Here is a 13,454-nt window from a genome sequence, read left to right as displayed (position 1 = left end):
AATCCAATTACGGATAACGTAATTTGATTGGTATTGACCGTCAAGCTATAAAGACGCCCATTCGTCCCGGGATCACACCGCCTCCATGGAAAAGCCGCGCAGCACCAGCGACAGCAACGGTAAACAGAAAGTCCGCTCGGCCGAGGTCGGCACCGACATCCTCAAGGCGCTGGCCGAGCTGTCGCCGGCCACCTCGCTGTCGCGCCTGGCCGAACACGTGCAGATGCCGGCGAGCAAGGTCCACCGTTATCTGCAGGCATTGATCGCCAGCGGTTTCGCCGAACAGAACACCGCCACCAACCACTATGGCCTGGGCCGCGAGGCCTTGCGGGTCGGCATGGCGGCGCTGGGCAGCATGGACGTATTGAAGGTCGCCGCCCTGCCCCTGGCCGAGCTGCGGGATGAGTTGAACGAGACCTGCTTTCTCGCGGTATGGGGCAACCAGGGCGCGACCGTGGTGCATATCGAACCGGCCGTGCGTGCGGTGACGGTAGTGACGCAACTGGGTTCGGTGCTGCCGTTGCTCAGCTCGTCCACCGGGCTGGTATTCGGTGCCTACCTGCCGAACCGCGAGACCGTCGATTTGCGCGAGCAGGAACTCAAGGCCCACGCGCCTCACGCGCTGGCGGACGATCAGGTGTATGCCGCCCTGTGCGAGCAGATTCGCCAGCGCGGCCTGCACCATGTGCATGGCCTGCTGATGCCCGGTGTGGATGCCTTGTCGGCCCCGGTGTTCGACGCCACCGGCAAGGTCGCCGCCGTGCTGACGGTGGTCGGCCCGACCTCGCTGTTCCACGCCGACGAAAACGGCCCGGCGGCGCAGCGCCTGCTGGCGGCGTCCCAGGCGGTGAGCTGGCGCATGGGTTACCAGCCCTAAAGCCCCTGTAGCCGCTGCCGCAGGCTGCGATCGACGGCGCAGCCGTCGCCCCCCTGACGACGCGGTACCTCCGATAATTCGCAAAGCCTTCTGTTACGACGGCTACATCGGAATACCGCCCACACCGATCGCAGGCTCCGCCAGCGGCTACAGCATCAACCCCAACGTCTTGGCCTTGGCCACTGCCTGAGTGCGACGCTCCACCCCGAGTTTGCTGTGAATACGCCGCGCGTGGGTTTTCACCGTGTGCAGGGAAATGAACAGCTGCTCGGCGATCTGCTGGTTGGAACTGCCCAGGGCAATCAGTTGCAGCACCTCCAGCTCCCGCTGGCTCAGCGGGCTCTCCCCTGCCGTCGGCAGCGGCACTTCTTCGGGCTCAGCCACTTGCTGGACGTCAAACATCCGCGGCTGGCGCAAACGCAATTCATGCAGTGCCTGGTGCAGGTTGCAGCGCGCACCGAGCGCCAGCCCCTCCTGCAAGGCATGGCTGGACAACGCCCGATCCCCCAGCAAAAAAGCCACCTCGGCCAGGGCCAGCTGCAACTCGGTCTGCAGGCACAACATACCCCGCTGCCGGGCCTGTTCGAGCAGGCACTGCAAACTTGCCACAGGCGCCTCGGCGCGCTGCAGGTACACCTCGGCCAGCACCAGCAGGTATTCGATACGCGGAATCAGTTCGAGGCTGGCCGGTGGCGCCTGGCGCGCCTGCGGCCCGCGGTAGTGACGCAGCACCCGGCTCAAGGCCTCCTGGGCCAGTTCCGGCCGGCCCTGCTGCAACCAGAACACGCTGCTGACCTGCAGCAGCACGGCGCGGTACACGGTGTCGGGAATCTGCCGTTGCTGCATCAGCCGCTCGGCATCGCGCAGGCGCACAAAGGCATGGGCGTAGTCGCCCTGGTTGGCGGCCAGAAACGCCTGGCCGAGAAACCCGTACAAGGCGCGTTTGTCATGGCTGAGCAGACAGAGCTCGAGCCCGTCCTGGAAATGCCCGGCGGCCTGTTCCACCTGGCCCTGACGCAAGGCCAGGCGCCCGCGACGCAAGGCGATCCGCCCCAGCAGCGGGCCGACCCGATAAGCCTGGCGACTCAACAATTGCTGCACCTCGTCCAGCAGGCTCTGCGCCCTGTGGGGCGCCCCGCGCTGCTCCAGCAACTGCGCATGGTCCAGCTCCAGCAGCGCTTCGAACACCAGTGAATGCTGGGCCCGGGCCAGGCACAGCGCCTCGCGGTTGAGCATCTGCGCCACGTCCAGTTCGCCCCGGAGCAAGGCCTGCTGGGTCAGGCCCGAAAGGCACAGCAGGCGGGTCGGCCAGGCATGGGCCGGCAGTTCGGTCAGCGCCTCGAGAAAATGCATCCGCGCCGGTTCCATCAACCCTTGCAGATGCAACAGCCACCCTTGCTGCGCCTGCCAGCGCGCTACCAGTTGCTTCTGCCCTGAGGCCATCGGCTGCGGCGCGAAACGCGCCATCTGCGCCACGCAGGATTGCGCTTGGTCGAACCGCCCGGCGAACAGCAAGGCTGCCGTCAATAGCCCCACCAACTGCGGGCTGCCAAGCAGCAACTCGTCGCCCTGCTGTTCATGCAGACGCAACAGCAACACCACGTTCTGCTGCTCGAACAGTTGCTCGAAACTGAAGTGCTGCAACAGGCTGACCGCCACTTCGTATTCCTGCGCCAGCAACGCCTGCTCAAACGCCGCCTGCCAGTCCTCCTGCGCAGCGAACCACTGGCAGGCGCGACGATGCCAGGAGCGTCCCGCCGGCCAGGGCTCGTCGCGCATCAGCCGGGCCAGGGGGGCGAACACTTGCAGCCACTCCGGCGCAGGGTCCCAGGGTTCGATGAAGCAGCCCAGCTCCTGCAACGCCCGCAGGTACTGGGCCCCCTCCCCGGCACCGAACAGGTGCTCGCATAAGGCAGCATTGAAGCGCGGCAGGTGCGCCAACACATGCCAGACCTCGGACAGTTCCGCCGGCAACACGCTGAACAGTTCGTGCTCCAGGTATTCCAGCAGGGTATTGGGCCGCCCCTGCCGGCACGGCGCGGCCGCCAGGTCGCTGCCTTCGAGCAGGGCGATGCGCACGCCGGCGCACCAGCCGGCACTGCGCTGGAAAATCCGGCTGGCGGTATGGATCGACAAGGGTTGCGGCAGTTGCTGCAGCAGTCGCTCGATGTCCTCCTGGGTGAATGCCAGCTCGGGCCCCGTGCATTCGTGGAGCTGGTCGTCGAGCAGCAGCCGCGGCCAGTTGCATTGCGGCCGGCGGCGGCCACCCAGCCACCAGGTCAGCGCCGGGTTGCCGATCGCCAGCAGGCGGTCGAGCAGCAGGTCCAGCTGCGGCGCGGCGACCCGGCAGTAGTCGTCGAGGAACAGCCAGGTCGGGGTCTGCACATGTGCCAGGTGGTCCAGCACCGCAGCCTCGTCCGCCGCGGCCAGGCCCAGCGCCCGCGCCAGCTCGCCGCACAGTTGCAGCGGTGTCTGCGCCGCCCCGGCCTGGGGCAACCAGCACACCCGGCATGCGGCCGGCGCTTGCAACAGGCACTCGGCGAGCAAGGCCGTCTTGCCGCTGCCGGCCGGCGCACAGAGCAGTTTCACCCGCGCCGGCGATGCCAGGAGCGGGGCACTCAGACGGCTGCGGGACAGGTGATGGGAGGACAAACGGGGCAGGAATCCAGGACAGGGGGTCATGGCGGTCATTGCGGCGTGCCTTTTTTATAGTTTTAGCCTGCGTGCCCTCACCCTAGCCTTGTCGCCGGTGCTTGTTGAGAAGTATTCAGCGCGCTGATCCGCGCCCATAAAAAAGGCGACCGGTCGGTCGCCTTTTGCCATCGTTTGTATCCCGGGCCTTACCGCACGCCGGCTGCGCGCAGGGCGGCCGGGGTGTAGTCGGCGGCCTTGGCGGCGAAGCCGAACTCGAAGCTGTGCTTCTCTTCGTTCTTCATCCCCAGGGCGATGTAACGCCCGGCGATGATGTCGTACAGCGCTTCGAGGGTGTAGGCCGGCACCTGGGCGTTGTAATAGAACTGCGCATGCCCTTCGGCCACCCGCCACAGCTGGCCGCGACCGTCGTAGTGATCCACCAGCGCCACCTGCCAGCTGTCTTCGTCGATGTACATGTGGCGCTTGGCGTAGATATGCCGCTCGCTCGGCTTGACCGTGCCGATCACCTCCCAGACCCGGTGCAGCTCGTAGCGGGTCAGGTCCTGGTTGATATGCCCGGCCTTGATGATGTCGTCGTACTTGAGGCTCGGCGAATCCAGCTTGTAGCTGTTGTAGGGGATGTACATCTCCTTCTTGCCCACCAGCTTCCAGTCGTAGCGGTCCGGCGCGCCGGAGAACATGTCGAAGTTGTCCGAGGTGCGCAGGCCGTCGGCGGCGGTGCCCGGCCCGTCGTAGGCCACTTGCGGGGCGCGGCGCACCCGGCGCTGGCCGGCGTTGTAGATCCACGCCAGGCGCGGCTCCTTCACCTGGTCGAGGGTTTCGTGCACCAGCAGCACGTTACCGGCCAGGCGCGCCGGAGCGGTCACCGCCTGCTTGAAGAAGGTCAGCACGTTGGCGCCTTTTTCCGGGTCCAGGTCGGGGATCTGCTGCGGCACCGCCACCTCTTCCTCGAAGCGGATCGGCGTGTAGCTGCCGTTGGTCTGTGGCGTGGCCTGGGTGATGATCCGGCGCAGGTTGCCGCCGCGATAACGGGTGGTGTGGTTCCACAGCACTTCCACGCCGTTATTCGGAATCGGGAAGGCGTAGTAGCGGTTGCCGGTGAAGTTGGCCAGGCCGTTGCCTTCGTTGATCGAGGTGACATTCAGCGCGCTGCGCTTGGCCGACTCGTAGATGTCCGCCGGCAGGCCGACCGTGCGATGGGTCGGGTAGACCGGGATCTTGTAGGTTTCCGGGTAGCGCTTGAACATCGCCACCTGGCCGTCGGAGAGCTTGTCCTTGTACTTGTCGACAGTGGCCGCGGTGATGGTGAACAGCGGCTTTTCGCTGGCGAACGGGTCGGCGAGGAAGCCCTTGGCGTCCACCGCCCCGGCGTTCTTGCCGATGCCGCCGGTCCAGGCCGGGATCGAGCCGTCGGCATTGCCGGCCTTCTGGGCACCGAGCGGGGTCAGGCTGGTGCCGAGCTTGTCCGCTTCCTGCGGGGTGACCGCCGCCATCACGTTGGCCGCCAGCAGGGTCAAGGCCAGGGCACCGCATTGCAAAATCGTCTTGCGCATAAAGTTGTCCTTCCTGGGTCGGGTCAGAAGTTCACGCCAAAGCTCAACGCGAGGAAGTCGCGGTCTTTGAGGGTGTTGTAGTCGCCGCCGAAAAAGTCGGTGTAACTGAGGCTGGCGGTATAGGTGTTGCGGTAGTCGGCATCGACCCCGAGGCTCACCGCCTTGGCGCCTTCGTTGAACAGGCCGTTGGGCCCGTAGCCGTTGACGTCGTGGGACCAGGACAGGTTGGGCTTGAGGTTGATCCCGGCGATCAGGTTGTTGTAGTCGAGGATCGCCCGGGCGCGATAACCCCAGGACGTGGCCGTGACGAAACCGTCGGTATCGCCGCCGAAACCGTACTGGCCGTAGACCGAGTCGCGGCCGTAGCGCAGCTGGCTTTTCGACTCCAGGCCACCGACATGCACGATGGCCGCCTCGCCCACCAGGGTCAGGCGGTCGGCGCCCAGCACCTGATCGAAGAACTGGGTCAGGGTGCTCTGGACCTGGGTAATTTCCTTGCGCCGGTAACCGGTGTTGTCGGCCCCCGCGGAGGTCCGCACCGGCGACGCCAGGCCACCGGCGATCGGGCTGACCAGGGCCAGGGTCAAGTCGTTGGTGTTGACCTGCACCGGGGCGTTGGGCCGGTAGCTGATCTCGCCGGTCCAGGCGGTGCCGGTGGGCAGCGTGGTGGAGAAGCTGGCGCCGTACAGGCGGATGTCTTCCGGGTATTCGAGGTAGTACTGGCCGCGCCCGAGCATCACGCTCTGGGCCAGGGCCGAACCGGTGCCCGGAGCGATCCTGTTGGCGCTGCTGACGATCCCCGGGATGCTCGCCAGGGTGCTGCTCCCGGCGGTGATGGTGCCGACCGTCGGGGTGCGGGCGTGGTAGTTCATGAAGTACAGGCCGTACTCGGTGTCGTCGCCCAGCCAGCGCAAAGCGGTGCCCCACTGCCCGGAGTCGCGGGCATCGCGGTCGCCGGCGCGGCCGATCACCACGCCTTCGGGGGCCACGGTGAAGCCCTGGCCGAACGCCGCGGCAATCGGTTGCAGCGGCCGGATCGCCGGGCTGCCGACGGTGTATCCCGTGGTGCAGCCGTCCGCCACCACGTCGTTGCCGAAGAAGGTGCCGCAGTTGTCGACCACGGTCTGGTCCCACTCCAGCTGATAGAAACCTTCCACGGTCAACTGGTCGGTCAGGCCCTGGGAAGCGAACAGCATGTTCACCGGGATCAGGCCTTCCTTGATCTCGGCACCCGGGCGGCGAAACGCCGAGACGTCGATCGGGTTGATGCTGTTGATCGAGTTGCCGATGAAGGTGCTCTCGCCCCAGCTGACCACCTGCTTGCCGGCGCGCACGGTGCCCGGCAGGTCGGCGATGGAATAGTTGTGATAGATGAAGGCGTCGAGGATCTGCCCGCCGGACGACTTGGCGCCCTCCTTGCGGTTGTGGTCGCTGATGGGCTTGAACTCGCGGTCTTCGTCCTTGAGTTCGAAGTCGTACCAGTATTTGCCCCGGACGAAGACGCCGGTGTCGCCGTACTTCAATTCAAGGTCGTGGATGCCCTTGAAGATCTTCGAGAAGGTCTCGCCCTTCTTGAAGTTCAGGCGCCCGTCGTCGCCGGTGGAGGACTGCCCGCGACCGCCGTTGGAGACACCCACCAGGTCCTTGTCGGCATCGCGCATGCCCCAGCTGGCGCCAATGGACAGCGAAGAATCGAACTGCCCCTCGATCTCCCCGATGTTGAATGAAACGGCCTGCGCCTGGGCGCAGCCCCCCAAGGCCACCGCGACGGCCAGCGTCCGCGGTGTGAAGATGGCGCGCATTGTTGTTTTTGTCATGCGTCTTCCCCGGTGAGTGACAGAAGGCCTCACCCTACTGCCGGGGCACGGGAGCGATAAGCGCACCAAGGAGGTATTCGCGCTGTCGCCCGAAAGGATGAATGCCCCCGCCAGCCGGGCCTTTGCGCGGTGCATCGACGGGCTGGATGGACGGGTATCAGGTGGATGGATTGCGCACTTGCAGGGCATGTCCGCACGGCGTGCACTACTATTGCCCAGGCTGTAACAGTCCTTGTCCACAATCGCTATTTTTCATTGAGCGGCCAGCCCTTATTCTGGCCTCGCTCTCACGGCAAACAGCCACGCAGAGTCGCCCAGAGGTGTGATCACGCCACCTTGGGGCAAGAGGATTCAGAAGGTTTGAAGCAACGATATTCAGATCTTCACCGGGTGTTCACTGACGTTGATTTGTTGCTCCTTGATCTAACGTCTTCCTTCGGCCGCTGCCTTGCAGCGGCCTTTTTTATGCCCACAGTTTTCTGTAGGAGCGAGCTTGCTCGCGAAGAACCTCAACGATGATGCGGTGTGGCTGATGGAGCGCCGCTTTGCGGCTATCGCGAGCAAGCTCGCTCCTACAGGGGGGGCATTTCAGCCTTTGGGCTCGTCGGGTTCGCAGTGGAAGCGATGCAACAGACGATGGGCCACCGGCGCCAGGATCAGGCCGAAGGCGGCAACGAACACCAGGTTGGTATAGAGGCCGTAGCTGGCGAAGAACAGCTTGCCCCCCGCCGTGGCGGGCATGGCCGCGGGCCCGATACCGCCGAGCATCATCGCGGCGTTGAACAGGGCGTCGTAGCCGCTGACACCCGGCTCGAAATACAGATGCCCGGCAATCCCCAGCAACAGCGAGACGCCGATCAGGCCCAGGGTGGCCAGGACGTGCAGAAACAAGCGGCGCAGAAACAACAGGCGCGATAACAGCGGCTGGGTCTTGGATTCGTACATGGGCTGCGTGTCCTTATGCGGTCGATGTTCGACGAGCATAGTGACCCACGCATCAGGCGTACAGCCGCGCGGGCCGCGGCTGTACGGGGCGGCCGGAGGGCTGCTTCAGATCGTGTATTTCTGCAGGTTCTGCATCATCTCTCTCAAGGCTTCGATATTGTCCTTGGGGTGCACCGCGCCTTCGAAGTCGCAGATCTGCTGCCAGTGTGCGGCGACATCTTCCGGGGAGAAACCTTCGCGCGGATCGAAGCCCAGGCCCAGGCTGCGCTCCCAGCGCACCTTGCCCATCCAGCCACCGCCGACCTCGAACAGGCCGGACGTCTCCTGGCAGTTCTCGCTGCCCAGGTACACCACCAGCGGGCTGACCAGCTCCGGCTTGAGTTGCTCGAACACCTGCGGCGGGATCAGCCCTTCGGTCATCCGCGTGCCGCCGGTCGGTGCGATGGCGTTGACCAGGATGTTGTTCTTGCGGCCTTCGATGGCCAGGGTGCGGGTCAGGCCGTAGAGGCCGAGCTTGGCCATGCCGTAGTTGGACTGGCCGAAGTTGCCGTAGATGCCGGAGGTGGACGCGGTGAAGATCACCCGGCCATAACCCTGCTCGCGCATGTGCGGCCAGGCGGCGCGGGTCACCTTGTAGGCGCCTTCGACGTGGACGCGGTACACCAGGTCCCAATCGGCGTCTTCCATCTTGTGGAAGGTCTTGTCGCGCAGGATGCCGGCGTTGTTCACCACCACATCTACGCGGCCGAAGGCATCCAGGGCGTTCTGCACGATCTTGTCGCCGTCGGTCACCGAGTCATGGTTGGCCTCGGCGATGCCGCCGGCTTCGCGGATCTGCGCCACCACCCGGTCCGCCGCCGAGGCATTGGCGCCCTCGCCCTGGGTCGAGCCGCCCAGGTCGTTGACCAGGACCTTCGCCCCGTGCCTGGCGAACAGCAATGCATGAGCCTGCCCCAGACCGCCGCCGGCACCGGTGACGATCACGACTTTATTCTCGAAGCGTACAGACTCACTCATACCGAACTCCCACAGGCCAGATGGACAACAGACGGACAACGACTTCGAGTCTCAGGCACGCGGCTGGCGGTCACAATAAACACGGCTGGAGCTGAATGGTGCGCAATAAGGCAGGGGGATGATCGAGGGGTAACGATGTGGAGGGATGCACCAGCGCCTGGCGCGCACAGGCCAAGTTCGCAGCATCGCGATAGCTGCGGACAGCGGGTGTCTCAGGAACAGGCCAGTTTGCGCGGTGGAAACTCCAGGCTGTCGCGAAAGGCCAGATAGTGCTTGAGCACCTGGACCGGGGCTTCGGTCTGCGGGTAGTGACCGATACCGGCCAGCAGCACGGTATCCGGGGCAGGGATCAGTTCGCAGTAACGCTCGACCATGTGCGCCCCGGAAATCGGATCCACCGCGCCGTCGATCACCCGCAGCGGCACGTCGCCGCGCTGCATCGCACTCACCCAGCGGTCGCGCTGCACCCGGCGCTCGGGAATGTAGCCGATCAGCTTGTGCAGGATCCGCGGGCCGTTATTGGCCTCCACCAGGCTCCAGAAGTCATCCAGCACGCTTTCGCTGGGCCGGGTCTGCGGGCCGAAGATCTGGGCGAAGCTCTTGGCCAGGCCCTCACGGCTGAAGACGCGGCCGAGCATCCAGCCCAGCGGGCTGAGCAGCAGCTTCTGCGTCAGCACCGGACGATGGGTTTCCGGGAACAGGCCGCCATTGAGGAACACACAGCTGGCAATGTCGCAGCGCTCTTCGTAGTGCCGGGCGAGCATTTCCTGGGCGACGCTGTCGCCATAATCGTGGGCCAGCAGGTGCACGGGGGTATCGACCCCCAGGTGCTCGAGCAAGGCCTGTTGCAGGTCCGTCTGCTCCAGCAGGCTGTACTCGTGGTTCCGCGGCTTGGCCGAGTCGCCAAACCCCAGCATGTCGCAAGCGATCACTCGATAGCGCTGGGCCAGGGGTTGCCACAGGTAATGCCAGTCCCAGGCAGCGGTGGGAAAACCATGGATCAGCAGCAGTGGCTCGCCCTGCCCCGCGGTCCAGTAGCGAATGGCATGGCCGCGAAACACGAAACTATGTCCGCGCTTGCGCCACACGCACAGAGGAATCTCGGCCATAGGCATCAGAGTTTATAACCCGCGTCGTGTTTATCGAGTTTGCGCAGCAGTGCCGGCCATGCCAGCGCGCCGCCCATGCCTTGAGCGCTTTTGGTGACCCCGGCGATCATCGCCTTGGCCCCGGCCAGAATCTGCGGCTCGATGGCGATCAGTTGCGCCGCACCGTTCTGCGCCAGCACCTGGATCTCGCAGGCGCGCTGGAAGGTGAACATCATCAGGAAGGTGTCGGCGATGGTGCCGCCACAGGTCAGCAGACCGTGGTTGTGCAGCATGAGGAAATTGCTGTCGCCGAGGTCGGCCTGCAACCGGGCCTTTTCCTCGTGGTTCAGGGCCACGCCTTCATAGGCGTGATAGGCCAGGCTCGACAGCACGAACAGCGACTGCTGGCTGATGGGCAACACCCCCTGCTGCTGCGCGGACACCGCGACCCCGGCCGCGGTGTGGGTGTGCAGCACACAGGCCACATCGTGCCGCACTTCGTGCACGGCGCTGTGGATGGTGTAGCCGGCGGGATTGATCTCGTAGGGGCTGTCCATCAGCTTGTTGCCGGCCTGGTCGACCTTCACCAGGCTGGAGGCGGTGATCTCATGGAACATCAGGCCGAACGGGTTGATCAGGAAATCTTCGGTGCCAGGGACCTTGGCGGAGATGTGGGTGAAGATCAGATCGTCCCAGCCATGCATCGCCACCAGGCGATAGCAGGCGGCCAGATCGACGCGGGTCTGCCATTCGGCGGCGCTGACCTGGTCTTTCACACTCGATGTCGACGGAGCGGAGGATAGGCTCACGGCAAGGACCTCAGTGACGGCAGTTTTTTTATTATTTTTTCGGACGTGGAGTCAGTCTAGTCAGCCCCTCGGGTTCAGGTAGTTGCCTTTGCAGCCAGCTTACTGACCGAGCGAGTCAGTGGTCATTTTAGTTCCAATCGGCACAGGTCAAACGTCAAAGCAACGACGCCAATAAAGGGGCGGCGAACAGGTTCAGCAGGCCGGTGAGAACCATCACCAGCCCCGCCACCGAGCCCTCTTCACCGCCGACTTCATGGGCGCGGCTGACCCCGGCGCCGTGGGCGCCGACCCCAAACAACGCACCGCGAGCCAGGGCGCTGCGCAGCGGCAGCCACTTGAGCAGGACACCGCCGAGCATGGCGCCGAACACTCCGGTGAACATCACGAACACCGCCGTCAGTTCGGGTACGCCGCCCAGGTCATGGGCCAGCGGCATGGCGAAGGGCGTGGTGATCGAACGCGGCACCAGGGACATAGTCACCGAGCTGTCCAGGGCCAGCACCCGCGCCAGTCCGAAAGAGCTGGCGATGGACGCCGCGCTGCCCGCCAGCATGCCCAGCAGCAATGCCGGCCAATGGCGAATCAGCAGTTGCCGCTGCTGCCAGATCGGCACCGCGAAGGCCACGGTGACCGGTCCCAGCACCAGCATCAGCCAGTGGGTGTTGGCGGAGTATTCGGCATAGGCGGTGTGCAGCGGCACAGCGATCGCCAGCAACAGGGCCGGCACCAGGATCAGCGGCGACAGCAGGTAGCGCCCGGTGCGCCGGTAGATCCAGCGACTGAACAGATAGGCCGCGAGTGTCAGCAGCAGCCAGAACATCGGCATGGGTTCAAGCGTCATGGCGCATTCTCCAGCGGCACACCCATTCCACCGTGAACGCGGTGACCAGCATCACCATCAGCGTACTGACGCCAATCACCAACAGGATCCGCCAGCCGTCCTGGCGCAGCAGGCCGCCGTAGTCCAGCAGGCTCATCAGCGCCGGAATGAAGAACAGCAGCATCTCGGCCATCAGCAGGCCCGCGCCCATCTGCAATGCCGCCGGCTTGATCCAGCCCAGGGCGAACGCCAGCAACAGCAGGGCCAGCCCGACCACCCCGCCAGGAATCGGCCACGCCAGCCACCCGGCCAGCTGGCAGCCGAACAGATAAATAGCCAGCAACACCGCCAGTTCGGATAACAGGCGACCCAGGTGTTTCAAGGTGGAAGCGTTCATGGAATTCGGTCCTCGCAGGCCTGCATTTTAGGCAAGCGCCTGCCATCACCGAAGCGAATTGTTAGACTGGAAGCCATTCCAGAATGGAATTCAGAACACGGACCCAAAACATGGATTTCAAACAGCTGCGCAGCTTTGTCGAAGTGATTCACCAGGGCGGCTTCACCCAGGCCGCCAAGACCCTGCACATCAGCCAGTCGGCGGTGAGCAAGCAGATCGCCCAGCTGGAGCAGAGCCTGGGCACGCCATTGCTGGATCGCCAGGGCTCGCACATTCACCTCACCGCCGCCGGCAGCGTGGTGCTGCAACGCGCCGAAGGCATGCTGCGCCTGCGCAATGAGCTGCTCAGCGAGCTCGACGACCTGAGCCAGTTGGCCCGCGGGGAATTGCGCCTGGGCCTGCCCCTGCTGGGCAGCGACGCACTGTTCGCCGGCCTGTTCGCCGAGTACCGCCGACGCTACCCGAACATCAGCGTGCAGTTGCTGGAAGGCGGCAGCCTGAATATCGAGCAGGCGGTGCTCAACGGCGAACTGGAGATCGGCGGCAGCCTGACGCCCAAGGATCCGACCTTCGCCTACCAGCCGTTCTGCGACGAACCGCTGGATGCCTTGCTACCGGCCGATCATCCGCTGGCGATCAAGGCCCAGGTGCGCCTGGAGGAACTGGCGGACACGCCGTTCCTGCTTTATCAGCGCAGTTTCGTGCTCAACGACCGGCTGTTGCAGGCCTGTCAGCAGGTGGGGTTCACCCCGAAGGAAGGCGGGCGCAGCGGCCAGGCGGACTTTCTCGCCGCCCTGGTGGCCGCCGGGCAAGGCGTGGTGCTGTTGCCCAGCGTGGTGGCGCGCGGCCTGGTCCGGCCCGGCGTGGTGCGCCTGACGCTGAAAGCGCCCGACTACCTGCGTTGGGACATCGCCTTCATCTGGCGTCAGGGCGCCTATCTGTCCAAGGCCGCGCAAGCCTGGCTGGCGCTGCTGCGCGAGCGTCCGGTCAGCCGCGCAGAGCGCTGATCAGCTCGGCCAGCCAAGGCTCGGCGTCGGTTTCCGGGGTCACGCTTTCGCTGGCGTCCAGGCGCAGCATTTCCAGCACTTCCCGCACGCCCAGTTCGGCGAACAACTCGCGCATCTGCTCGCCACCGCCGCAGAAGGTGTCGCCATAGCTCGAATCGCCCAGGCCGATCACCGCGCCGGGCAAACCGCGCCAGGCCGCCGGCAGTTGATCGCGAATGGCCGAATACAGCGGCAGCAGGTTGTCCGGCAGCTCGCCCATGCCGGTGGTCGAGGTCACGGCCAGGAAGGCCTCGGGGCCGAACGCCTGGACGTCCGCGAGGGTCGCGCGCGGGTTGTGCCAGGCCTCGAAACCTGCGGCATTGAGGAGTTTGGCGGCGTGCCGGGCGACTTCTTCAGCCGTGCCGTACACCGAGCCGGAAAGGATGGCGACTTTCATCAATCTGATCCTGAAGCTGAGTAAAAGGCTGGG

Annotated in this window: 12 protein-coding genes; 2 read left to right on the top strand and 10 right to left on the bottom strand. The window is 65.1% G+C overall.

Annotation, left to right across the window (positions count from 1 at the left end; translation table 11 throughout):
• The first annotated feature begins 85 nt into the window (after positions 1-85).
• Positions 86-877 (top strand): IclR family transcriptional regulator, encoded by a 792-nt coding sequence (locus DK261_RS06675; protein ID WP_009047039.1) that lies wholly within the window; start codon positions 86-88, stop codon positions 875-877.
• Positions 878-1,024: 147 nt separating this feature from the next.
• On the opposite strand, the gene DK261_RS06670 is transcribed toward DK261_RS06675, so the two are convergent.
• From DK261_RS06670 to DK261_RS06630, 9 genes are all read right to left on the bottom strand, one after another.
• On the bottom strand, positions 1,025-3,568 hold the full coding sequence (locus tag DK261_RS06670) for a LuxR C-terminal-related transcriptional regulator (RefSeq protein ID WP_110175440.1): 2,544 nt from the start codon (positions 3,566-3,568) through the stop codon (positions 1,025-1,027).
• 149 nt (positions 3,569-3,717) lie between these two features.
• On the bottom strand, positions 3,718-5,085 hold the full coding sequence (locus tag DK261_RS06665) for a DUF1329 domain-containing protein (protein ID WP_110175439.1): 1,368 nt from the start codon (positions 5,083-5,085) through the stop codon (positions 3,718-3,720).
• Between the two features lie 23 nt (positions 5,086-5,108).
• Positions 5,109-6,902, bottom strand: a complete 1,794-nt coding sequence (locus tag DK261_RS06660) for a DUF1302 domain-containing protein (RefSeq protein ID WP_110175438.1) — start codon at positions 6,900-6,902, stop codon at positions 5,109-5,111.
• A 588-nt stretch (positions 6,903-7,490) separates the two neighbouring features.
• On the bottom strand, positions 7,491-7,847 hold the full coding sequence (locus DK261_RS06655) for a hypothetical protein (RefSeq protein WP_009047035.1): 357 nt from the start codon (positions 7,845-7,847) through the stop codon (positions 7,491-7,493).
• A 105-nt stretch (positions 7,848-7,952) separates the two neighbouring features.
• A complete protein-coding gene (locus DK261_RS06650; protein WP_016701727.1) occupies positions 7,953-8,864 on the bottom strand; it encodes an SDR family oxidoreductase in 912 nt (303 codons plus the stop codon).
• A gap of 212 nt (positions 8,865-9,076) precedes the next feature.
• Entirely contained in the window at positions 9,077-9,979 is a 903-nt protein-coding gene (locus tag DK261_RS06645; protein ID WP_110175437.1) for an alpha/beta fold hydrolase, read from the bottom strand.
• Positions 9,979-10,761, bottom strand: coding sequence for a class II aldolase/adducin family protein (locus DK261_RS06640; protein ID WP_110175436.1), 783 nt, complete (start codon positions 10,759-10,761; stop codon positions 9,979-9,981). The genes DK261_RS06645 and DK261_RS06640 overlap by 1 nt, the downstream gene beginning before the upstream one ends.
• A 154-nt stretch (positions 10,762-10,915) precedes the next feature.
• A complete protein-coding gene (locus tag DK261_RS06635) occupies positions 10,916-11,602 on the bottom strand; it encodes an LrgB family protein (protein WP_016701725.1) in 687 nt (228 codons plus the stop codon).
• Entirely contained in the window at positions 11,592-11,978 is a 387-nt protein-coding gene (locus DK261_RS06630) for a CidA/LrgA family protein (protein WP_016701724.1), read from the bottom strand. Before DK261_RS06630 ends, DK261_RS06635 begins: the two co-directional genes overlap by 11 nt.
• A gap of 110 nt (positions 11,979-12,088) precedes the next feature.
• Here DK261_RS06630 and DK261_RS06625 point away from each other — a divergent pair, with 110 nt between their 5' ends.
• Entirely contained in the window at positions 12,089-12,985 is an 897-nt protein-coding gene (locus tag DK261_RS06625) for a LysR family transcriptional regulator (RefSeq protein ID WP_009047029.1), read from the top strand.
• On the opposite strand, the gene DK261_RS06620 is transcribed toward DK261_RS06625, so the two are convergent.
• Positions 12,966-13,421, bottom strand: a complete 456-nt coding sequence (locus DK261_RS06620; RefSeq protein ID WP_016701722.1) for a flavodoxin — start codon at positions 13,419-13,421, stop codon at positions 12,966-12,968. The two genes, DK261_RS06625 and DK261_RS06620, sit on opposite strands and share 20 nt — an antisense overlap.
• Positions 13,422-13,454: the final 33 nt, after the last annotated feature.

It is taken from the genome of Pseudomonas sp. RW409 (assembly GCF_003184125.1).
Taxonomy (GTDB): domain Bacteria; phylum Pseudomonadota; class Gammaproteobacteria; order Pseudomonadales; family Pseudomonadaceae; genus Aquipseudomonas; species Aquipseudomonas chlororaphis_I.
The sequence above is the reverse complement of the archived record's forward strand: the minus strand, read 5'-3'. Positions and strand labels throughout refer to the sequence as shown.

Bases quoted from the DNA above. Each gene is read 5' to 3' on its own strand.
- DK261_RS06675 (WP_009047039.1), top strand. From the start codon at position 86: ATGGAAAAGCCGCGCAGCACCAGCGACAGCAACGGTAAACAGAAAGTC.
- DK261_RS06670 (WP_110175440.1), bottom strand. From the start codon at position 3,568: ATGACCGCCATGACCCCCTGTCCTGGATTCCTGCCCCGTTTGTCCTCC.
- DK261_RS06665 (WP_110175439.1), bottom strand. From the start codon at position 5,085: ATGCGCAAGACGATTTTGCAATGCGGTGCCCTGGCCTTGACCCTGCTG.
- DK261_RS06660 (WP_110175438.1), bottom strand. From the start codon at position 6,902: ATGACAAAAACAACAATGCGCGCCATCTTCACACCGCGGACGCTGGCC.
- DK261_RS06655 (WP_009047035.1), bottom strand. From the start codon at position 7,847: ATGTACGAATCCAAGACCCAGCCGCTGTTATCGCGCCTGTTGTTTCTG.
- DK261_RS06650 (WP_016701727.1), bottom strand. From the start codon at position 8,864: ATGAGTGAGTCTGTACGCTTCGAGAATAAAGTCGTGATCGTCACCGGT.
- DK261_RS06645 (WP_110175437.1), bottom strand. From the start codon at position 9,979: ATGCCTATGGCCGAGATTCCTCTGTGCGTGTGGCGCAAGCGCGGACAT.
- DK261_RS06635 (WP_016701725.1), bottom strand. From the start codon at position 11,602: ATGACGCTTGAACCCATGCCGATGTTCTGGCTGCTGCTGACACTCGCG.
- DK261_RS06630 (WP_016701724.1), bottom strand. From the start codon at position 11,978: ATGAACGCTTCCACCTTGAAACACCTGGGTCGCCTGTTATCCGAACTG.
- DK261_RS06625 (WP_009047029.1), top strand. From the start codon at position 12,089: ATGGATTTCAAACAGCTGCGCAGCTTTGTCGAAGTGATTCACCAGGGC.
- DK261_RS06620 (WP_016701722.1), bottom strand. From the start codon at position 13,421: ATGAAAGTCGCCATCCTTTCCGGCTCGGTGTACGGCACGGCTGAAGAA.